The sequence below is a fragment of the Duganella hordei genome, from assembly GCF_040369125.1.
Taxonomy (GTDB): Bacteria; Pseudomonadota; Gammaproteobacteria; order Burkholderiales; family Burkholderiaceae_D; genus Rugamonas; species Rugamonas hordei.
Window position 1 is genome coordinate 65792 of record NZ_BPWI01000010.1, and the last position, 19173, is coordinate 84964.

Annotated in this window: 21 protein-coding genes; 8 read left to right on the forward strand and 13 right to left on the reverse strand. The window is 65.3% G+C overall.

The window, feature by feature from the left end; genetic code table 11:
- Positions 1-48 precede the first annotated feature (48 nt).
- Positions 49-375: a flagellar basal body rod C-terminal domain-containing protein gene (locus ABWW33_RS21755; RefSeq protein WP_353403728.1), complete on the reverse strand. Its 327-nt coding sequence runs from the start codon at positions 373-375 to the stop codon at positions 49-51.
- Between the two features lie 128 nt (positions 376-503).
- On the opposite strand from ABWW33_RS21755, the gene ABWW33_RS21760 reads away from it, so the two are divergent.
- The 6 genes from ABWW33_RS21760 (at position 504) to trxC (ending at position 7043) form a co-directional block, all read left to right on the forward strand.
- On the forward strand, positions 504-1382 hold the full coding sequence (locus ABWW33_RS21760; protein ID WP_353403729.1) for a transporter substrate-binding domain-containing protein: 879 nt from the start codon (positions 504-506) through the stop codon (positions 1380-1382).
- An 89-nt stretch (positions 1383-1471) separates the two neighbouring features.
- Complete coding sequence (locus tag ABWW33_RS21765) at positions 1472-3106, forward strand: OFA family MFS transporter (RefSeq protein ID WP_176651408.1); 1635 nt, start codon at positions 1472-1474, stop codon at positions 3104-3106.
- An 88-nt stretch (positions 3107-3194) separates the two neighbouring features.
- Positions 3195-4073 carry an ABC transporter ATP-binding protein gene (locus ABWW33_RS21770; RefSeq protein ID WP_353403731.1) on the forward strand — a complete coding sequence of 293 codons (879 nt, stop codon included), beginning with the start codon at positions 3195-3197 and terminating at the stop codon, positions 4071-4073.
- Positions 4070-5650: an ABC transporter permease gene (locus tag ABWW33_RS21775; protein WP_353403732.1), complete on the forward strand. Its 1581-nt coding sequence runs from the start codon at positions 4070-4072 to the stop codon at positions 5648-5650. Before ABWW33_RS21770 ends, ABWW33_RS21775 begins: the two co-directional genes overlap by 4 nt.
- A gap of 230 nt (positions 5651-5880) precedes the next feature.
- On the forward strand, positions 5881-6468 hold the full coding sequence (locus ABWW33_RS21780; RefSeq protein ID WP_353403733.1) for a phasin family protein: 588 nt from the start codon (positions 5881-5883) through the stop codon (positions 6466-6468).
- A gap of 116 nt (positions 6469-6584) precedes the next feature.
- Complete coding sequence (gene trxC, locus ABWW33_RS21785; protein WP_353403734.1) at positions 6585-7043, forward strand: thioredoxin TrxC; 459 nt, start codon at positions 6585-6587, stop codon at positions 7041-7043.
- Here the strand turns inward: trxC and ABWW33_RS21790 are convergent, their stop codons facing one another.
- Genes ABWW33_RS21790 through ABWW33_RS21835 form a run of 10 tightly spaced genes read right to left on the reverse strand, consistent with a single transcriptional unit; the run spans position 7044 to position 16103 of the window.
- On the reverse strand, positions 7044-7964 hold the full coding sequence (locus ABWW33_RS21790; protein ID WP_353403735.1) for an ACP S-malonyltransferase: 921 nt from the start codon (positions 7962-7964) through the stop codon (positions 7044-7046).
- A gap of 2 nt (positions 7965-7966) precedes the next feature.
- Positions 7967-8893: a triphosphoribosyl-dephospho-CoA synthase MdcB gene (gene mdcB, locus ABWW33_RS21795; protein WP_353403736.1), complete on the reverse strand. Its 927-nt coding sequence runs from the start codon at positions 8891-8893 to the stop codon at positions 7967-7969.
- A complete protein-coding gene (mdcG, locus tag ABWW33_RS21800; RefSeq protein ID WP_353403737.1) occupies positions 8893-9600 on the reverse strand; it encodes a malonate decarboxylase holo-[acyl-carrier-protein] synthase in 708 nt (235 codons plus the stop codon). The genes mdcB and mdcG overlap by 1 nt, the downstream gene beginning before the upstream one ends.
- Positions 9584-10300 carry a biotin-independent malonate decarboxylase subunit gamma gene (mdcE, locus tag ABWW33_RS21805; protein ID WP_176651401.1) on the reverse strand — a complete coding sequence of 239 codons (717 nt, stop codon included), beginning with the start codon at positions 10298-10300 and terminating at the stop codon, positions 9584-9586. The genes mdcG and mdcE overlap by 17 nt, the downstream gene beginning before the upstream one ends.
- A 4-nt stretch (positions 10301-10304) precedes the next feature.
- On the reverse strand, positions 10305-11207 hold the full coding sequence (locus tag ABWW33_RS21810) for a biotin-independent malonate decarboxylase subunit beta (protein WP_353403738.1): 903 nt from the start codon (positions 11205-11207) through the stop codon (positions 10305-10307).
- Positions 11207-11518, reverse strand: a complete 312-nt coding sequence (gene mdcC / locus ABWW33_RS21815) for a malonate decarboxylase acyl carrier protein (RefSeq protein WP_176651399.1) — start codon at positions 11516-11518, stop codon at positions 11207-11209. Before mdcC ends, ABWW33_RS21810 begins: the two co-directional genes overlap by 1 nt.
- Before the next feature lie 10 nt (positions 11519-11528).
- Complete coding sequence (mdcA, locus tag ABWW33_RS21820) at positions 11529-13181, reverse strand: malonate decarboxylase subunit alpha (protein WP_353403739.1); 1653 nt, start codon at positions 13179-13181, stop codon at positions 11529-11531.
- Entirely contained in the window at positions 13181-14530 is a 1350-nt protein-coding gene (locus ABWW33_RS21825) for a TRAP transporter large permease (RefSeq protein WP_176651397.1), read from the reverse strand. The genes mdcA and ABWW33_RS21825 overlap by 1 nt, the downstream gene beginning before the upstream one ends.
- Positions 14527-15090, reverse strand: coding sequence for a TRAP transporter small permease (locus ABWW33_RS21830; protein ID WP_353403741.1), 564 nt, complete (start codon positions 15088-15090; stop codon positions 14527-14529). The genes ABWW33_RS21825 and ABWW33_RS21830 overlap by 4 nt, the downstream gene beginning before the upstream one ends.
- Positions 15087-16103 carry a TRAP transporter substrate-binding protein gene (locus ABWW33_RS21835; RefSeq protein WP_176651395.1) on the reverse strand — a complete coding sequence of 339 codons (1017 nt, stop codon included), beginning with the start codon at positions 16101-16103 and terminating at the stop codon, positions 15087-15089. Before ABWW33_RS21835 ends, ABWW33_RS21830 begins: the two co-directional genes overlap by 4 nt.
- Positions 16104-16233: 130 nt before the next feature.
- On the opposite strand from ABWW33_RS21835, the gene ABWW33_RS21840 reads away from it, so the two are divergent.
- The gene (locus tag ABWW33_RS21840) at positions 16234-16896 is read left to right on the forward strand and encodes a GntR family transcriptional regulator (protein WP_176651394.1); all 663 of its coding nucleotides are present in this window, start codon (positions 16234-16236) and stop codon (positions 16894-16896) included.
- An 8-nt stretch (positions 16897-16904) separates the two neighbouring features.
- Here ABWW33_RS21840 and ABWW33_RS21845 read toward each other — a convergent pair whose 3' ends face one another.
- Both ABWW33_RS21845 and pdxR read right to left on the reverse strand, forming a co-directional pair.
- A complete protein-coding gene (locus ABWW33_RS21845) occupies positions 16905-17354 on the reverse strand; it encodes an RrF2 family transcriptional regulator (protein WP_353403743.1) in 450 nt (149 codons plus the stop codon).
- A 59-nt stretch (positions 17355-17413) separates the two neighbouring features.
- A complete protein-coding gene (gene pdxR / locus ABWW33_RS21850; RefSeq protein WP_353403744.1) occupies positions 17414-18847 on the reverse strand; it encodes a MocR-like pyridoxine biosynthesis transcription factor PdxR in 1434 nt (477 codons plus the stop codon).
- Between the two features lie 73 nt (positions 18848-18920).
- Here pdxR and ABWW33_RS21855 point away from each other — a divergent pair, with 73 nt between their 5' ends.
- The gene (locus ABWW33_RS21855) at positions 18921-19172 is read left to right on the forward strand and encodes a hypothetical protein (RefSeq protein WP_353403745.1); all 252 of its coding nucleotides are present in this window, start codon (positions 18921-18923) and stop codon (positions 19170-19172) included.
- The last annotated feature ends 1 nt before the right edge of the window (position 19173 follow it).

A 19173-nucleotide genomic window follows, 5' to 3' on the forward strand; every position in this document is an offset into this window, starting at 1 on the left:
GGTCTCCCTCTCCGGAAGACTTCAATGTGCCGATTCGATCACACCCTGTCAAGCTTTGGTATCGATCAGGGTGCCCAGATTCTGGTCGGCGGCCTGGATTACCTTGGCCGACAGGTCGAATTGGGTCTTGTAGATCAGCGAATTGGTGGTTTCGGTGGCGAGGTTGGTGGCGCTGGGGGCGTCCACCGCCAGCAGTTGCTGCGCCTGGAACGAGATCGAGACGCCGGTGCCGGCCGGGGCGTTTTCCTGGAAATTGGCCCGCGACGGCTGGAAGCCCTGGGTGCCGATGTTGGCGATCGCGTGCGCGCTGTTGCCCAATGCGCGCTCGGCGGCATTGAGACCGGTAACTCCTGAACTTAGTGCGGCGATGGCCATGTTATTTCCCTTCGGCAATTTATCGAAGTGTACACCGATGCGCGGCCGAATGCACGTATTTGCTTAAAAATGTAGCACGCTTGACGGCGCGCCCGGCTTGGGTGAGTATTGTTAAAGATAGTATCAGGATGAAAGCGATGCCTCTGCTGCGCCGACTGCTGTTTGCCTGTCTGGCCTGCGCCTGCCTGGCGGCGGCCGCCGAACCGATCACGGTGCTGTATCCGCGCGCCGAGGCCGACGACGACAAGCGCAGCGAATACGGCGTGGCGCTGCTGCAGCTGGCGCTGGCCAAGGCGGGCGACAAGTACCGGGTCGAGCTGTCGCCCACGCGCATGCAGCAGAACCGGGCGATCGCAGAAATACAGTCGGGCGCCGGCCGCGTCGACATCATCGGCACCATGACGTCCGCCGAGCGCGAAAGCAAGCTGCTGCCGGTGCGGATACCGATGTCGCGCGGCCTGATCGGCTGGCGCATCGGCCTGCTGCGGGCAGACCATAAAGATATGTTGCGCGAGGTGCGCAGCCTGGAAGACCTGAAGCGCTTTTCCGCTGCGCAGGGGCACGACTGGCCGGACCTGCAAATACTGCGGCACAGCGGGCTGACCGTGTACCCGGTGGCGGTCTACAACGGTCTGTTCGGCATGCTGAAAGCGGGTCGCATGGATTGGGTGCCGCGCTCGGTCAACGAGATCTGGGCCGAGGCCGAGCGCCATCCCGGACTGGCGATCGACCCGTACATCGTCTTGCACTATCCGACCGCCGACTACTTCTTCGTCAACCGTAACAATCCGGAGCTGGCCGAGAACGTGCGCCAGGGCCTGGAGGCGGCGCTGGCCGACGGTTCTTTCTCGCAGCTGTTCTATACGCATTACGGCCCGCTGATCCAGCGCGCCAGGCTCGATCAGCGCCTGGTCATCGAATTGCCCAATCCGCTGCTGACGCCGCAAACGCCGCTGGAACGCAAGGAATTGTGGCTCTCGGCGGACGATTTGAAACATAGGCAATGAGACAAATTGCTGGCTATATGCTAACCTCCGACCGTAGTTGTTTTAGGGAAACATGTACTTTCGTTACATGAAAACACAGGAGATTTTGCATGGCAATTTTTGATTTTTTGGAAAAGGATCGTACGGTCGCGGGGACCGGCTTTAATCGCTGGCTGGTGCCGCCGGCCGCGCTGGCCATCCACTTGTGCATCGGCATGGCCTACGGCTTTTCCGTGTTCTGGCTGCCGCTGTCGCGCGCGATCGGCATCAAGGAATCGCTGGCCTGTCCGGCCGACATGGACGTGATGGCCAAGATCATGTCGTCCACCTGCGACTGGCAGATATCGATGCTGGGCTGGATGTACACGATGTTCTTCGTCTTCCTCGGCCTGGCCGCCTGGCTGTTCGGCGGCTGGCTGGAACATGCCGGTCCGCGCAAGGCGGGCGTGGTGTCCGCGCTGTGCTGGTGCGGCGGCCTGGTGATTTCGGCGCTGGGCGTGTACCAGCACCAGATCTGGCTGATGTGGCTGGGCTCCGGCGTGATCGGCGGCATCGGCCTGGGTCTCGGCTACATCTCGCCGGTATCGACGCTGATCAAATGGTTCCCGGACCGGCGCGGCATGGCGACCGGCATGGCCATCATGGGCTTCGGCGGCGGCGCGATGATCGGTGCGCCGCTGGCCGACAAGCTGATGAAATTCTTCGCCACGCCCGACTCGGTCGGCGTGTGGCAAACCTTCCTGGTGATGGCGGCGATCTACTTCGTCTTCATGATGGCCGGCGCGCTGTCGTACCGCGTGCCGCCAAGCGGCTGGACGCCCGCCGGCTGGACGCCGCCGGCCAAGGCCGCGGCCAACACCATGATCACCAACCGCCACGTCCACGCCAGCAAGGTGTGGGGCATTCCGCAATTCTGGCTGGTGTGGCTGGTGCTGTGCCTGAACGTGACGGCGGGCATCGGCATCCTCGGCATGGCTTCGCCGCTGCTGCAGGAGATCTTCGCCGGCCAGTTGCTGGGCGTGAGCGTCGCGTTCAACGATCTGACGCTGGCGCAGAAAGGCCAGATCGCCGCCATCGCCGCCGGCTTTACCGGCTTGCTGTCGCTGTTTAACATCGGCGGCCGTTTCGTCTGGGCTTCGTGCTCGGACTTCCTGGGCCGCAAGGTGACCTACGGCGTCTTCTTCGTGCTGGGCATCACGCTGTACGGCCTGATTCCATCGATGGCGCACGGCGCGCAGCTGGCGCTGTTCGTCGGCTTCTTCTGCATCATCCTGTCGATGTACGGCGGCGGCTTCGCCACCGTGCCGGCCTACCTGGCCGATTTGTTCGGCACCCAGATGGTGGGCGCGATCCACGGCCGCCTGCTGACCGCATGGTCGATGGCCGGCGTGTTCGGTCCCCTGCTGGTGACCTACATCCGCGAATACCAGATCGCCCACGGCGTGCCGAAGGCGCAGGCGTACGACATCACCATGTACGTGCTGGCGAGCCTGCTGGTGCTTGGCCTGCTGTGCAACCTGGTGGTGCGTCCGGTGGCCGACAAGCACTTCATGACCGAGGCCGAACTGGCCGCCGAGAAGAAGCTGGCTCACGAGCGCGACGCGGCCGCGTCGACCGGCGCGGTGGTGGCGTCGAACGGCGTGACCAGCCCGGCGGCGGTGGCTTTCGGCTGGCTGGCCGTCGGCATTCCGCTGGCGATCGGCGTGTCGCTGACGGTGCAAAAAGCGGCAGTGCTATTTAAATAAGACTGTAGAATAATCGCACCGACCCGCGGGGCCGGCTCCAGCATTGCGCTGGGCCGGCCCCGCTTTCATTTTCAGGAGTACCTTGTGCATGCTTGAACTACGCAACGTCGTGAAAACCTACGCGAACAACGTCCGTGCGGTCGACGACGTCAGTTTGCAGCTGCCCGCCGGCGTGGTCGGTCTGATCGGCCACAACGGCGCCGGCAAGACGTCGCTGATGCAGATGATCGCCACGCTGACCCGGCCGACCAGCGGCCAGATCCTGTTCGACGGCACCGACATCGTGAGCAAGCCCGATGCGATACGCGGGCGCCTCGGCTTCCTGCCGCAGGATTTCGGCGTCTATCCGAACTTGACCGCGCTGGAATTCCTGCAGTACTTCGCGGCACTGAAGGGCGTGCGCGATCCGGCGCGCTTGCGGCACTTGCTGGAGACGGTCAACCTGCACGAGCACGCGAACCGGCAGGCGTCCGGATTCTCGGGCGGCATGCGGCGCCGGCTCGGTATCGCGCAGGCGCTGCTCAACGATCCTGACGTGCTGATCGTCGACGAGCCGACCGCCGGCCTCGATCCGGAGGAGCGGCTGCGCTTCCGCCATCTGCTGGCGGAAATCGGCTTCCGCAAGCTGGTGATCGTGTCGACGCATATCGTGTCAGACGTGGAGAACATGGCGTCCCATCTGGCCATCATGCGCAAGGGCAGGCTGGTCGCCTACGACACGCCGGACAGTTTCGTGCGGGACGCGCGCAGCCAGGTGTGGTCCGCCACCGTGGCGCAGCGGGACTATGACGCCTTGCGCGCGCGGGTACAGGTGCTGCAGGCGCAGCGCAGCGCGGACGCGGTCAACCTGCGCATCGCCCATCCGTCGTCGCCGTGCGCCGGCGCGGTGCTGGTCGAGCCGACGCTGGAGGAGGCGCTGATGACGCGGCGCTACGCGATGCAGGAATCCGGGGAACTGGCGGCATGAGGGCGGCGTCCCTGCCGGTGCTGAAGGCGCTGCTGCTGGCCGAAGTCCGCATGCGCATGCGCCGCCCCGGCACCATGGTGGCGGTGCTGGCGCTGATCGGCTTGAGCTGGGCGATGGTCGGCGATCCGTCGCTGGGATACACGCTGGTCGCCATCGACGAGACGCGCGTGCTGTACACCAGCACCTGCCTGGCGCTGGGCGGCGCGCTGATGGCCGGGTTGCTGTTCGGATTGGCCGGCTTCTACCTGGTGCGCGGACGCGTGAGCGAGGAAATCCGCAGCGGCGTCGCCGCCGTGCTGGCCGCCACGCCGGTCGGCAACACGGTGTTCGTGCTGGGGCGCTGGCTGGGCAGCGTGGTGTACCTGAGCGCGCTGCTGCTGGTCTTCCTGGCGACCATGCTGGTGCTGCATCTGCTGCGCGGCACCGGGCCGATCCAGCTGGGCGTGTATCTGCAGACCTTTGCCTTGCTGTTGCTGCCGGTGGTGTTCCTGACCGCCAGCCTGGCGTCGCTGTTCGAATCGTGGCCGCCGTTGATGGGCAAGGGCGGCGACGTGCTGTATTTCATTTTCTTCCTCGCGCAGCTTTCCGTGCCGGCCGTCGCCACAGCGGGCCACGCGGGCTGGGCGCCGGCGCTGCTGGTGGACTTCTCCGGCGTCTCCAGCGCGGTGCAGGCTTTTCAAAGCGTGGTCCACAGCCAGCATTTCTCGATCGGCGCCGCCAGCTTCAATCCGGCGCTGGCGCCGGTGGTCTTGCCGGAATCCTTATGGAGCAGGGAGTTGTTGCTGAGCCGTGCCGGTTGCGCGCTGATCGGCATGCTGCCCCTGCTGCTGGCGGTGCCGCTGTTCCATCGCTATTCGCCGGACCGCGTGCGCGTCGCGTCCGGCGGCGGCGCGCGCTGGTCGCCGCTGGCGCTGGCCAATCGCTGGCTGCGGCCATTGTCGGCGGCGGTACGCCCCTTGTTCGGATTGGCCGCGCGCCTGCCGGGCGTGTGGGGTGAGGCCTTGGCCGTGGTGGCGCTGGCGCTGGTGTCGAGTCCCGCGGCCATCGTGGCGGCGGCGGTGTTGCTGGCCGGCGGCTGCGTGGTGGAGGGCACCGCGCTTGGCGGCTGGCTGACCGCCGGCATCGTCATATGGGGCGTGCTGGTCAGCGAGCTGAGCGTGCGCGACCTGCGCAACGATGTCGACGGCATGAGCGCGGCGGCGCCCGGCGGCGCCCAGCGGCGGTTCGTGGCCCAACTGCTGGCCGCTTGCCTGCTGGCGCTGGTGTTCACGGCGCCGGTGCTGTTGCGCTGGCTGATCGCCGAACCGCTGCGCGCCGCCGCGCTGGCGACCGGCGTATTCTCGATGTCATGCGCCGCCAGCTTGCTGGGCCGGCTTAGCGGCGGCGGCAGGACCTTCCTGGCGTTGTTCCTGTTCGGCATATACGTGGCGGTCCAGACCGCCAAGGCGCCCGCATTGGACGTGGTCGGCTTCAACGGCGCCGCGAATGCGCTGTCGGTAGTGGGGCAATTGCTGACAGGTACTCTCGTGTTTGTCCTAGCCCTGTGGCATGAAAAGTGGCGCTACGCGAGGAACTAGGGAAGGGGCAGCTTAGGATTAATCCGGTTTGGGAAGTTCCTCAGGCTGCGTCAGTGTACGTTTGATCTAGATCATATGTCACGGAACGGTCTAACGTAGCCTTGGCATTCGCGCTGCAAAACGCGTCGTCGAAACCGGTTCGACATTCCCCAGGCCACTTTTTTACTTCTTTTCGAGGCAATCACATGTATCCATTTTCCCAAACTGTCACCCCCGCCGCTAAAAACCATATGGAAGCTCAGTTGTCGTTCTTTAACGACATTTCCAAGTCCCTGTTCCGTACCGTCCAACAATATAGCGACCTGAACATCCAACTGGCACAAACCCTGCTGGAAGAAGGCACCAACGTCAGCCAGCAAGTGATCACCGCACACCGTCCGACGGAAGCAATCGCCGCCGTCGCCGCCCACGCCCAGCCTACCGCCGAAAAGCTGCGCGCCTACCAGCAGCACCTGTCGCGCATCGCCGCGGACACCCAGGTTGACCTGTCCAAAGTCGCCGAAGAGCGCGTGCAGGAAACCAGCCGTACCGCCAAGGCCCTGGCCGACGAGGTAGCGCGTGTCACGTCCGAGGAAACGGAAAAAACCCTGCGCAGCCATCAGGACGCCGTGCAGAAATTCACCGACCCTTTTACCGATGGCATGCGCCAGTCGCGCGGCAATGAAATGCGCAGCAGCAGCTCGACGCTGCAAAGCGCCGGCCACAACGGCACCGAAGGCCGCGAAGGCAGCATGCAAGGTGGGCAAGCTTCCCAAGCCCAGACTGCCGCTCAAGCTGCTCAATCCAGCAAACAGACCGGCGCCCGCAAGGAAACCTGATGTAGATTCAGATAAGAATTAACCCCTAGCCGCGCACGCGATGCAATATCGCCGTGCGCGGCATTTTTTTTGCCCATGCTTTATCATGGTCGGCTTGTTGCTGTCTGGAGATGAAGATGACGAATGCCACCGCCGCGCAGCCTGAGTCGCTGCACATAGTTTGCCCCCATTGCGACGCCGTCAACCGCGTGCCCGCCGCCAAGCTGGCGCAGCAGCCGGTCTGCGGAAAATGCCAGAAGGAGCTGTTCACCGGCCAGCCGGTGGAGTTGTCCAGCGCGCGCTTCCTCAAGCATATCGAGCGCAGCGATGTTCCTGTGCTGGTGGACTTCTGGGCGCCGTGGTGCGGGCCGTGCCGGACCATGGCGCCGTTTTATGCGCAAGCCACGCAGCGGCTGGAGCCGCAATTCCGCGTGGTAAAGGTGGATACCGAGCAGGCGCAGGACCTGGCGGCGCGTTATGCGATCCGCAGCATCCCGACGCTGGCCCTGTTCAAGGGCGGCCGCGAGATGGCGCGCCAGCCGGGGGCAATGGATGCGTCCAACATCGTCGCTTGGGCGACGCAAAACAATCGTTGATCAATCCTCCGCCGCACGTTCCAGCCATTTGCGGATGCCGTCCAGCGTGCGGAAGTCGGCCGCCGAGCGGGTATTGATGTGCGGGTGGCGGTTCTGCATCATGCGCGTGAGCGCGGCATCGGGGCCCAGTTCCAGCGCGTAGGTGATGCCGGCTTCGGCGGCGGCATCCATGCAGGCGGCCCAGTGGATGGTTTCGGCCAGCTGGCGCGACAGCTGATCGACGGCTTGCGTCTTGCCGCTGACGGCGGTGGCGCTGACGCCCGCCAATACCGGTGCCGTCATGTGGCCGAATCCGCTTTGCCGCAAGGCCTCGGCAAACGGCGCCACCGCCGCCTGCATGTAGGGCGTGTGCGAGGCGACTTCCACTTGCAGGCGGGTGGTGTGTCCGCCCGCTTGTGCTATCGCTTGTTCCAGTTTCTCAGCGGCGGACGCGGGGCCGCCGGCGACGCAGGCGTCATCGCCGTTTTCTATGCTCATGTAAAAGGCGTGTTCGGCAAGGATGGCTTGAATGCGCGGCAGCGCCAGGCCCGAGATCGCCATTAACGCCTGACCGGGCAGGGCCAGCGCGCAGTTGTCCATCAGCCGCGCGCGCTCGGCGGCCAGTCCTGCCGCCGCCTCCGGCGCCAGCGCGCCGGCGACGCCGTATGCCGCCAGTTCGCCGATGCTGTAGCCGGCGATCAGCGCCGGCGGCGGCGTGAATTCACGGATCGCTTCCCACATGGACAGCGTGGCGGCGACGATCAGCGGTTGTGCGTTGCGGTTGGCGTAGATGTCCACGCCGTCCAATGCGCCGGTCGTGGCCAGGCGGTCCAGCAGCGCACTGGCGGCGGGGCTGGTGCGGGCCAGGTCGAACATCGCCGGATGCTGGCCGCCTTGTCCGGGGCACAGCAGCAGCAGCCGGGCTTGAGCGCCGTAGGACATGGTCATTGCTGGCCGGCGTCCAGTGCGGCGATGGCGAGTACCAGGCAGCTTGCGGCCAGCAGGTCGGCCGCGCCGCCCGGCGACAGCCGCTGCTGGACAAACAGCCGGTGGCTGGCCAGCGCTTCGTCATGCCAGCCGGGATAGGCGGTGCCGCCCAGGTCGATGAAGCGTTGCGCGCTGGTGCGCACAATGTGCGCGCCCTGCGGTCCGGCGCGGTGGTAGACGTTGCTGTCGCTGATGTGGGCCATCAGCACGAACAGCGTATCGATGCGCGCCATCGTCATGCTGGCGCCACGCGCGCGCGCGGCCAGCATCGCCGGTACGCCGATTTCAAAAACGGAGGGCAGGCCAAGCGCGCCTTCCTCGCGCGCCCCACTCACCGAATACTGCGCGGCGACCCGCAGGCCGTTGCTCAGCGCCGGTAGCGCGGCCGGCGCGGCGTGCATCGCCAGCTCCTCGCCCCAGCGTATCAACATGGCGGCGCGCAGGGCGGCGGGTGTCATCGGCGTGCCTTGCGCCCGGGCGCGGCCGGCGGTCGCGCACAGCATGCCGAGGCTGAAGATCGCGCCGCGATGCGTGTTGACGCCGTGCGTCGCCTTCAGCATCGCCGCTTCGGCCGCGATGCCCAACTGCTTTAACTGCGAAAACGGCGCATCGTTCAATCCCGCCAGGCAGATTTTTTTAAAGTAGTGACGCAGCGAGAACAGGCTGCGCATGAAGGTGGCGGCATTCATGTCGTCATGGCTGCCATTGTCTACCAATGACACCAGTCCGGGCTTGGGATAAAGACACAACTCCACGTGCAGGCTGCCCACTGCCAGCCGCGCGACCTCGCGCGCGAAGCGGACCTGGGCCCTGCGGCCAAGCCGCGTGCAGGCGACAACCGGCGCCGCGGCGCGCGATCGGGAACGAAGCGAGACGGCGCCCATCACACATCCTCCAGCGTCGCCAGCAGCGAACCGGTGTCCGCCAGCCGGACCGAATGCAGATGCTTGACCATCACCTTGGCCGGATGCGCCATCGCCATACCCCATTCCTTCCACGACACCGCCTGCCCGCCAGGAAAAACGATCTCGCCATCCAACGGCAGCCGCTCGCCATGCCGCGACAGCAGCGTCACACCCTCGTCCAATTGCCGCCGGCCGCGCGGATGGAACAATATATCGATATCGGAAGTCGGCGACAGATACAGCAGCCCGGTCAAGGCCTGCATCGCCAGTGAGCCATACACGCGCAGGTCCAACGCTTCGGCATCGCGCTCCATCGCCGTCAGCGCTTGCTTCCACGGGCCCGACGAGCGTATCGCCGCCTGCAGCTGTACGGCGGGCGACATCCTGGCGATATGCGCCACCTGCACGCGCAAGGCTATCCGTACCTTTTCGCCGGTATCTTCATCGGGCGGCAGGGGCAGGCCGAGGCAAACCTCGTCCGGCTGCGCGCCGATGTCCAGCCGCCGCACCACGGCCGGCCAATCCTGGTCCTGCCACAGCTTCAAGGCGATGCGATGTTGCGGCTGTGCCGCGCGCAGCACGTCGCGCCAGCCATCCTTGCACAGCCAGCACAGCATGTGCCGCTCCAGCCCTTGCGAGGCCGCAGTGGCCAAGGCCAGGCTCTCGGACTCAGGCGGCGCGTACATGGCCGTCGCCCATCACAGCGTCGATCACGGGTTGCGCCAGGCGTCGCCCGCCGCGCTGCAGGCCTAGCGCGCTGCGCTGGTCGCCGCTTGCCGGCTGCGCCAGCGCGGTGCGCAGATGCGCCGCCAGGTCGCCGGCCCAAATCGCTTCCAGGCCGCCCATCCGCAGATAGTTCTCCGGCCCCGGCGCAAACACGGGATTACTTTGCGCCAGCTCCGTCAGCCGCTCCTCCGGCACCTTGGTGATGCGCGCCATCGCCGGCAATCCCATCACGCGGATGGTCGCATCGGGCAGGGCGTAGCAGGCGTCGGCCATCAAGCCGCTGGTGATAAAGCCGCCGGACAGCGCCTGGTCGTACACCAGTCCGATGATCTTGTGTCCCTTGCGTCGTGCCAGATCCACGCATTTGCCCAAGTGCGCCATATAGCTGTTGATGCCTAGCATTTCGTCGCGATGACGCAGACGCTGGCCCTGCGTATCAATCAGCATCAGTATCGGCATGCCGGGATGTTCGCGAACCGTGCGCAGGATGGCCTGCGCTTGCGCCAGCGCGATCTCCACGCCGATGGGCGTATGGCCGGTGGTGCCGATCACCGCCACCGCTTGTCCGTCCACTTGCGCGCCGCCGCTGAGGAAATCGTTGTGCTCGACGATCGTATGCCCTTGCGGGAACAGCGTGTCCGCCAGTTTTTTCCAGTCCATGTGCTTATGCTCCCATGCGGCGCGGATCGGCCGCGGCGATAAAACTATCCACATCCAGCATCGGAATGTTGGCGGCGTTCGCGATCTGCATCGCGCTCCAGATGTCGACCGGATCGGGCAGGGTGCCGAAGCGGGCGATGCGCTGCTCCAGCATCTGCTGCTCCGCTTCCAGCGCTTCCAGCGTCAACTCCACAGTTGCGCCGGTCAGTGCGGAGACGGCATCAAGCGCGGCGCCACGGAAGGCGGCGATGTCGTCGGCCACGATGCGCTGGCAATCGCCCATCAGGTAGCGGTGCTTGCCGCCAGTGCTGCGCCATACCAGCGCGCGGTCGCGCGAATCGAATTCCTCGACGCCGTTGGCGGTTTCGATGACCTCGGGGCCGGACATCGCCAGCCGTCCTTCCTCCGACATCACCACCACGTTCGCGCAGCGCGTGACGATGCCCATGCCCCCAAAGGCGCCGTTGGAACCGCCGACCAGCGCGATCACGGGGATGCCGGCGGCGCGCGCATCGAGCAGGGCTCGCATCACTTCCGACACGGCGATCAGGCCGGCGTTGGCCTCGTGCAGGCGCACTCCGCCCGACTCCACCAGCAGTACCACGGCGGCGGCCTTGTCGTTGACGGCGCGCCGCAGCAGTCCGACCAGCTTGGCGCCATGCACCTCGCCGACCGCGCCGCCCATGAATCCACCTTCCTGCGCCGCCGCATAGACGGCCACGCCGCCCAGCTTCGCCCGGCCGACGGCAACGCCGTCGTCGAACGCCACCGGCGCATTCAACTGCCCCAGGTGGGGGCTGACGACGCGCTGGGACGGCGGCAGGAATTCCTCAAAGCTGTCCGCATCGAACAGCTGCTGCAGCCGTTCGCGGGCGGTCGCTTCCTGGTAGCTTGCGCCGCGGCTCATCACGAACCTCCCAGCATGGTTTGCACCGCCTGGTCCAGCCGCAGGCTGACGACTGCGGGCGTGGCGCCCATGTCGTTGATGGAGATGCGGGTGTCGGCCAGCAGCCAGCGCTGGTGGAAGTCGCGCATCACCGCCTCCCAGATCGGGCCGAAGCCGACGGCGGCGGTGGTGATCTCGATGGTGCAGGCGCCATTCAGTTCGGCGGGTTCGATCAGTACTTCCAGGTTGCCGGAGCCGACCACGCCCACCACTTGCGGCGAGGCCTTCAGGTGCTGCGTGCCTTGTTCGAATCGGTAGTTCAGGGTTTCCATGTCAGACTCCTTACCAGTTGCGGAAACGCTTGGGCGGATTGTACAAACCGCCCGATGCGCGCACCAGGTCTTTCATATTGCGGGCGGCCAGCAGGTCGCGCGTGGCCATGCGCTTGTCGATGCCCAGGTCCTCGGCGCGCTGGATGATGCCGCGATCGCGCAGGTTTTCCACCATCCGGTGATCGCGCGCGAGGCCGACCGGGGTGTAGCCGGCCACGCCGCGTATGGCCTGCTCGCGCTCCTCGTCGGTGCGGCACATCAGCAGGTTGGCGATGCCTTCCTCGGTCAGGATGTGGCTGACGTCGTCGCCGTAGATCATCACCGGCGGGATCGCCATCTTCGCCTGTTCCATCAACTCCCACGCGTCGAGCTTCTCGACGAAGGCCGGCTGCATATGCTCGCGGAAGGTCTCCACCATCTGCACCACCAGCTTCTGGCCGCGCGGGATGGTGTTGCGGCCTTCGCGCGCCTGTTGTCCCGCCTTGAGCCACGCCGGGCTGGCGTGACGCCGGCCGCGCGCGTCCGCCCCCATGTTGGAGGCGCCGCCGAAGCCGGCGATGCGGCCGGCGGTGGCGGTCGACGAATTGCCCTGCAAATCGACCTGCAGCGTAGAGCCGATGAACATGTCGCAGGCATAGTGCCCGGCCGCCTGGCACATGGCGCGGTTGCTGCGCATGGTGCCGTCCGGGCCGATGGCGAAAACGTCCGGCCGCGCATGGATGTAGTCCTCCATGCCCAATTCAGAGCCGAAGGAGTGGACCGACTGCACGAAGCCCGCCTCGATCGCCGGGATCAGCGCCGGGTGCGGATTGAGCGCCCAGTGCTTGCCGATCTTGCCGCGCAGACCCAGCGACTCGGCATAGGTCGGCAACAGCAGTTCGATGGCGGCGGTGTCGAAGCCGATGCCGTGGTTCAGGCGCTGCACTTCGTATTCCGCGTAGATGCCCTTGATCGCCATCATCGCCATCAGCACCTGGATTTCCGAGATCTGCGCCGGGTCGCGCGTGAACAGCGGCTCGATGTAGTAGGGGCGCGGCGACTGCACGACGAAGTCCACCCAGTCGCCCGGTATGTCCACGCGCGGCACCTTGTCGACGATGCGGTTGACCTGCACGATGACGATGCCCTGCTTGAAGGCCGTGGCTTCGACGATGGCCGGCGTATCCTCGGTGTTCGGGCCGGTGTACAGGTTGCCCTGGCGGTCCGCAGCTTCCGCCGCGACCAGGCAGATGCGCGGCGGCAGGTCGATGAAGTAGCGGCTGAACAGCTCCAGATAGGTGTGGATGGCGCCGATGTTGAGCTTGCCTGCGGCCGCCAGCCGCGCCACGCGCGCCGATTGCGGGCCGGAGAAGGAGAAGTCCAGCTTCGAAGCGACGCCGCGCTCGAACACGTCCAGGTGCTCCGGCAGCGCCAGCACCGACTGCAGCATGTGCAGGTCGTTGACGCATTCCGGATTCAAATGCGCCAGCGCGTGGCCGAGAAAGTCCGCCTGTTTCTGGTTGTTCCCCTCAAGGCAAACGCGGTCGCCGCATTCGATCACCGCATGCAGCAGGTCGGCAATGCGGGCGGCCGGCAGGCTCTTGCCATCCAGCTCGCTGCCCAGCGCCGCGCCGGCGCGCTGCAATCGCGCGGCGCGGTTCTGTTGAAGGGTATTCCAGTTCATTATTTTGCTCCCATGATCATGTCAGGCAGGCCGGTGGCGATCGACGGCATCACGCACAACAGCAGCACCGCCACGAACATCAGCGCCAGGAACGGGAACACGCCCCACACCACATCCTTGAGCGGGATGTCCGGCGCGATGTTTTTGATGACGAAGATGTTCAATCCCACCGGCGGATGGATCAGGCCCATCTCCATCACCACCGTCATGACGATGCCGAACCAGATCAGATCGAAGCCGGCGGCCTTCAGCGGCGGCAGGATGATGGGCGCCGTCATCAGGATGATCGACACCGGCGGCAGGAAGAAACCGAACACGATCACCATCAGCAGGATCACCGACAGCAGCAGCCATTTCGACAGGTGCAGGCTGACCACCCACGCGGCGGCCGACTGGCTGATGTGCAGATAGCTCATCACATACGAATAGAACAGCGACATGCCGATGATCAGCAGCAGCATCGTCGATTCCTTGATCGAAGAGCTGAGGATGGGCGACAAGTCCTTCGGCCGCCATACGCCGTAGATAACGGCCAGCAGCACCAGCGCCAGCAGCGCACCCAGGCCCGCCGTTTCCGACGGCGTGGCGAAGCCGCCATACAGCGCGATCATCACGCCAATCAGCAGCACGACGAAGGGCAGCACGCGCGGCAGCATCTCGACCTTTTGCGCCAGCGTGAAGTGCTCGTCTTCCAGATAGGCCGACTTCTCGCCGCCTTTTTCGTAGATGACCAGCGCGGCCTTGTATTCCTTGTGGGCGCGGTACATCGCGTAGCCGGCAAACAGCACCACCAGCAGCACGCCGGGACCTATTCCGGCCAGGAACAGGCGTCCCAGCGACTGCTCGGCGGCCACAGCGTACAGGATCATCGTGATCGACGGCGGCAGCAGGATGCCCAGCGTGCCACCGGCGGCGATGATGCCGGCCGCGAAGCCGGGCGAGTAGCCGCGGCGGCGCATTTCCGGTATGCCGGCCGAACCGATGGCCGAGCAGGTCGCCGGCGAGGAACCCGCCATCGCGGCGAACAGCGCGCAGGCGAAGACGTTGGCGATGCCCAGGCCGCCCGGTATCTTGTGCATCCAGGTGTGGATGGCGGAGTACAGGTCCTTGCCGGCGGGTGATTTGCCGATTGCCGCGCCCTTCAGGATAAACAGGGGAATCGACAGCAGCGTGATCGACGCCATTTCCTCGTAGACGTTCTGCGTGATCGTGTCGAGCGAGGAGGGCGGCATGCAGAAGTACATGAAGCCGGTGGCCACCACGCCCAGCGCGAAGGCGATCGGCATCCCCGAGAACATCACTACCAGGGTAACGGCGCCGTAAAGGGCGCCAAGGGACAGGTCGCTCATGCTGCGCGCTCCGAGTGGGGTTTGTTGGTCATGCGCGCCAGCGTTTGCAGCACGATTTGCAGCGTCAGGATGGTCATCCCGGCGGCCATCATCGCGTAGGGTATCCACAGCGGCGGCGCGAAGGTCGACGATGTGGTCTGGCCGTCGACATAGGCTTCATGGAACAGCGTCCACGATTTCCACGAGAAGAAGGCGCAGAACAGCGCGGACACAAGGTCGACGAAGAACAGCCGGACCGCGTTCACGCGCGCCGGCAGCAGCCCGGCCAGCGCTTCGATGCCGATATGGCCGCGATGCGACTGCACGTAGGCGGTGCAGAAGAAGGTCACGCCGACCAGCATGAACACGGAGGCTTCGTCCTGCCAGTCGGTGGGCGCGGAGAAGAAGTAGCGCGACACCACCGAGTAGGTCAGGATGCACGCCGTCAGCACCAGCGCCACCATGGACAGGGCCATCAGTCCCTGATTGAGCTTGGCCAGCAGCGCCGTGGCGCCGGCTATGACGGCGTTGTCCGGCGGCGCCGCGGCGCGGGCCGGCTCCAGTTCAATTCCATGGCTCATAGCGTCTTCTCCGCCAGTTTCAGCAGTTTGGCGCAGTTTTCGTTCTTCTCGCCGTAGTCCTTCCAGGCGGTGGTGCGGGCGATCGCCTGCCATTTTTTCAGCGCCGCCGGGTTCAGGTCTACCACCTTGGCCTTGGCCTTGGCGTAGACGTTGGCCACCGCCTGGTCGTCGGCCTTGGCGGAGGTCAGCGCGAAGGCTTCCATCTCGGCGCCGACGGCCATGATGGTGGCTTGCTGTTCCTTGGTCAGGCGGTCGAACACGGCCTTGGACATCATCAGCGGTTCGAACATGAACCAGTAGGCGCCCGCGCGGCCGGTGGTCAGCGCCTTCGACACTTCTTCCAGGCGGAACGAAATCAGCGAGGTGGAGGAGGTCAGCGCCGCTTCCATCGCGCCAGTCTGCATGGCGGCGTAGATTTCATTCGACGGCAGAGACACCACGGCGGCACCGGCTGCCTTGAGGATCAGGTCCATCTCGCGCGAGCCGCCGCGTATCTTCATGCCCTTGGCGTCTTCCGGATCGATGATCGGCTTGGTGCGCGAAGCGACGCCGCCAGCCTGCCAGATCCAGCTTACCAGCACGACGCCTTTCTCCAGCAGGATGCGGTTCAATTCCTTGCCCACTTCCGCGTTCTTCCAGCCGTAGGCCTGCTCGTAGGAGGTGACCAGGCCGGGCATCAGGCCGATGTTCACTTCCGGGACTTCGCCGCCGGCGTACGACAGCGGCACCAGCGACATGTCCAGCGCGCCCTTGCGCATGGCCGAGAACTGGGCGTTGGTCTTCATCAGCGAGGAGCCGGGATAGATCTCGAACTTGAGGCTGCCCTTGGAACGCTTTTCCACCTCGGCGGCGAACATGCGGGTCAGACGGTCACGGAAGTCGCCCTCGGTGACGGTGCCACCGGGAAACTGATGCGAAATCTTTAACGTTGTGTTCTGCGCCCAGGCAGGTTGCAACAACAACGGGCTGGCGGCCAGGGCGGCCAAGACGGACCTACGGGTGACTGCGCTCATAATTCCTCCAAGGTGGGCTAAATATGCAACGATCTTTTTTGTGTATACAAGAATATATCGTTCGAATACATTGTCAAGTGAAATTCAGCATTTATAATGAGGCATGTTATACACAGGTTTGAAAGATCCCATGAGCACCCATTCGGCAACGCTGCGTGAAGAAATAGAAGAGATGATCGCCGTCGGCCAGCTGAAGCCCGGCCAGCATCTGGACGAGACCGAACTGGCGACGCGCTTCGGCGTCTCGCGCACGCCGATCCGGGAAACGCTGATCCAGCTGGCGTCGATGGGACTGGTGGTGATACGTCCGCGCCGCGGCGCCATCGTCGCCGAACTGGGGCCGCAGCAGCTGCTGGAGATGTTCGAGGTGATGTCGGAACTGGAGGCGACCTGTGGCCGGCTGGCCGCGCGCCGCATGACGCGCGAAGAGCAGCAGGCCTTGCTGGCGGCGCACCAGGCCTGCCAGGAGGCGCTCGATGCGCAGGAGACGGATGCCTACTATTACAAGAACGAGGTATTCCACGAGGCGATCTACGCCGGCAGCCATAACCAGTTCCTGATCGAGCAGACGCGCAATCTGTACCGGCGCCTGCGGCCTTACCGCCGTTTGCAGCTACGGGTGCGCAACCGCCTGGCCACGTCCTATCACGAGCATGACGGCGTGGTGCAGGCCATCATCGACGGCGATGGCGAGCTGGCCGCGCAGCTGCTGCGCGAGCATGTGATGATACAGGGGCAGCGCTTCTCGGATTTGATGGCGTCGCTGCCGCAGCTGCGCCAGGATGCGGCTTAAAGCATCCCTTAGCGCGCGGCGCCACGCATGATGCGCACAGGCTTGGCGGTGGCCGGGTCGGAGGGCAGCATGTCGGCCAGCGTTTGCTGATCGAGCACCGCCAGGAAGGCCTTGGTGGCATCGTTCAGCGTGTGTTTCAGCTTGCAGTCCGGCGTCAGCGGACAGGTGTCGTTGGCGCGGTCGAAGCACTCGGCCATGAAGAAATCCGTCTCCGTGGCGCGCACCAGGGCGCCGATATTGATGTCCTTGGGCTCCTTGCCCAGGCGTAGCCCGCCGTTGCGGCCGCGTACAGTCTCCACCAGGCCGGACTGGCCCAGCTGGTAGACCACCTTCATCAGGTGGTTCTTCGAGATCACATGCAGGTCGGCGATGTCCTGGATGGTAACCAGGCGGTCCCGATTGGCGCTCAGGTAGAGCAGCGTGCGCAGCGAATAGTCGGTAAAAGAGGTCAGGCGCATTGTGATGAGTCTTGGTTACGGTTCGTCCCGTATTCTACATGGGCTACATGGGAAAAGGCTTATTCCATCTGCTGCAAAATGTCGCGCACGCGCAGCAGCGCGGTGTCGATGTCGAGCGTCTCGATGCCGCCGTAACCGAGGAACAGGCCGGCCTTCGGCGGCGTCGTGGCGTAAAAATTCGACAAGGGGTACAGGCCGACATCGGCGCGCCGGGCCAGCCGCAGCAGCAGGTCCAGGTCGATAGGGCGCTTGCACAGCGCCGCGAGGTGGAAGCCGGCGCTGGCCGGCACCAGTTCGAACCATGGCGACAGTTCGGTGGCAAACAGCGATTGCAGCCGCTCGCGCCGGGTGGCGTAGACCGCGCCGCAGCGGCGGATGTGGCGCGACAGGCTGCCGTCGCCGATGAACTTGGCCAGCGCGTGCTGGCTGGCGGTGGCGGTGTGCCAGTCGTTCAGGTGCTTGACGGTGAGGACCGCGTTCAGCACCGCCTCCGGCAGCACCGCGTAGCCCAGCCGCAGTTCCGGCAGCATCACCTTCGAGAAGGTGCCGACGAAGGCCACCACGCCGTGCCTGTCCATGCTTTGCAGCGAATCGGTGGGTCGGCCTTCGTAACGGAACTCGCTGTCGTAGTCGTCTTCGATGATGATGGCGCCGATCTGCAGCGCGCGCGCCAGCAGTGCCTCGCGGCGGGCCACGCTCATCGGCATCCCCAGCGGGAACTGGTGCGCCGGCGTGGTGTAGATCAGCCGCGTGCCGTCGGGGATCCGGTCCACCAGCATGCCCTGGTCATCGACGCCGATGCCGACCACCTGCGCTCCCTGGCTGGCGAACAGCATCCGTGCGGCGGGGTAGCCCGGTTCCTCGACCGCGACCACGCAGCCGGGTTCCAGCAGCACGCGGCCCAGCAGGTCCAGCGCCTGCTGGGCGCCGTTGGTGACCACCACGTTGGCCGCGGTGCAGACCACGCCGCGCGCATAGGCCGCGTGATGGGCGATGGCGGCGCGCAGTTCGGCGATGCCCTCCGCCTGGCGGTACATGCCGCTGCCCTTGATGTCCTGGCGCAGGCCGTGCAGCACGCAGCGGCGCCATTCGTCGTTGGGGAACTGGCCGGGCGTGACGCAGCCGCCGATGAATTCATAGCGCGAGCGGCCTTCGGGGAAGGGGATGCGCAGCGGCGTATGCATCGCATCCCATTTGGCGACGATGGCGGAACTGGCGAGGTTGCCGGCGATCTGGCGGCGCGGTTTGGCCTCCGCCGGCGCGTTGACGAAGCTGCCCTTGCCGACCTGGCCGATCACCAGCCGCTCCTGCGTCAGCCGGGTGTAGACGTCCGAGACGGTCTTGCGCGAGAGTCCGAGCTGCTCGGCCAGCAGGCGCGAAGGCGGCAGCTGCTGCTTGTCCGCCAGCCTGCCGCTGCGGATCGAATCGCTGAGCTGGCGGTACAGTTGCCCGCCCAGGTCCTTCCTGCCTTCGATGACGATGTGGAGTTCCATGTTATTTTAGTGCGGCGCCGAACGGACGATAGCGCGAGTTTGCCACATACTGGAGCAGATCACAGGAGGAAGCATGAACAACGAAGACCCGCGCCGCCAGTTCATCAACGAGCTATGGCAGCGCTTCGAGCAGTTGCAGCAGTGGGCGATGGAGAATTGGCCGGATCAGGAGCATCCCTTGTCCAGCGCGGATTTCGTCGAAAGCCGCAAGGAGATACTGGGCCTGCGCGATCCGGCTCAGGCGCCGGCCGGGTTGCCGGCGGGCCGCGAGCCGGAGCAGGGCGGGGCGCAGTATGTCGATATGAATCCCACGCCCTGGCCTTGAT

Coding starts and splice junctions, on each gene's coding strand:
- ABWW33_RS21845 (WP_353403743.1), bottom strand. CDS start 17,354: ATGCGCCTGACCTCTTTTACCGACTATTCGCTGCGCACGCTGCTCTAC.
- ABWW33_RS21830 (WP_353403741.1), bottom strand. CDS start 15,090: ATGAGCCATGGAATTGAACTGGAGCCGGCCCGCGCCGCGGCGCCGCCG.
- ABWW33_RS21840 (WP_176651394.1), top strand. CDS start 16,234: ATGAGCACCCATTCGGCAACGCTGCGTGAAGAAATAGAAGAGATGATC.
- mdcA (WP_353403739.1), bottom strand. CDS start 13,181: ATGAACTGGAATACCCTTCAACAGAACCGCGCCGCGCGATTGCAGCGC.
- trxC (WP_353403734.1), top strand. CDS start 6,585: ATGACGAATGCCACCGCCGCGCAGCCTGAGTCGCTGCACATAGTTTGC.
- ABWW33_RS21775 (WP_353403732.1), top strand. CDS start 4,070: ATGAGGGCGGCGTCCCTGCCGGTGCTGAAGGCGCTGCTGCTGGCCGAA.
- ABWW33_RS21770 (WP_353403731.1), top strand. CDS start 3,195: ATGCTTGAACTACGCAACGTCGTGAAAACCTACGCGAACAACGTCCGT.
- ABWW33_RS21810 (WP_353403738.1), bottom strand. CDS start 11,207: ATGAGCCGCGGCGCAAGCTACCAGGAAGCGACCGCCCGCGAACGGCTG.
- mdcG (WP_353403737.1), bottom strand. CDS start 9,600: ATGTACGCGCCGCCTGAGTCCGAGAGCCTGGCCTTGGCCACTGCGGCC.
- ABWW33_RS21765 (WP_176651408.1), top strand. CDS start 1,472: ATGGCAATTTTTGATTTTTTGGAAAAGGATCGTACGGTCGCGGGGACC.
- ABWW33_RS21790 (WP_353403735.1), bottom strand. CDS start 7,964: ATGTCCTACGGCGCTCAAGCCCGGCTGCTGCTGCTGTGCCCCGGACAA.
- mdcC (WP_176651399.1), bottom strand. CDS start 11,518: ATGGAAACCCTGAACTACCGATTCGAACAAGGCACGCAGCACCTGAAG.
- mdcB (WP_353403736.1), bottom strand. CDS start 8,893: ATGGGCGCCGTCTCGCTTCGTTCCCGATCGCGCGCCGCGGCGCCGGTT.
- ABWW33_RS21755 (WP_353403728.1), bottom strand. CDS start 375: ATGGCCATCGCCGCACTAAGTTCAGGAGTTACCGGTCTCAATGCCGCC.
- mdcE (WP_176651401.1), bottom strand. CDS start 10,300: ATGGACTGGAAAAAACTGGCGGACACGCTGTTCCCGCAAGGGCATACG.
- ABWW33_RS21760 (WP_353403729.1), top strand. CDS start 504: ATGAAAGCGATGCCTCTGCTGCGCCGACTGCTGTTTGCCTGTCTGGCC.
- ABWW33_RS21780 (WP_353403733.1), top strand. CDS start 5,881: ATGGAAGCTCAGTTGTCGTTCTTTAACGACATTTCCAAGTCCCTGTTC.
- ABWW33_RS21855 (WP_353403745.1), top strand. CDS start 18,921: ATGAACAACGAAGACCCGCGCCGCCAGTTCATCAACGAGCTATGGCAG.
- ABWW33_RS21835 (WP_176651395.1), bottom strand. CDS start 16,103: ATGAGCGCAGTCACCCGTAGGTCCGTCTTGGCCGCCCTGGCCGCCAGC.
- ABWW33_RS21825 (WP_176651397.1), bottom strand. CDS start 14,530: ATGAGCGACCTGTCCCTTGGCGCCCTTTACGGCGCCGTTACCCTGGTA.
- pdxR (WP_353403744.1), bottom strand. CDS start 18,847: ATGGAACTCCACATCGTCATCGAAGGCAGGAAGGACCTGGGCGGGCAA.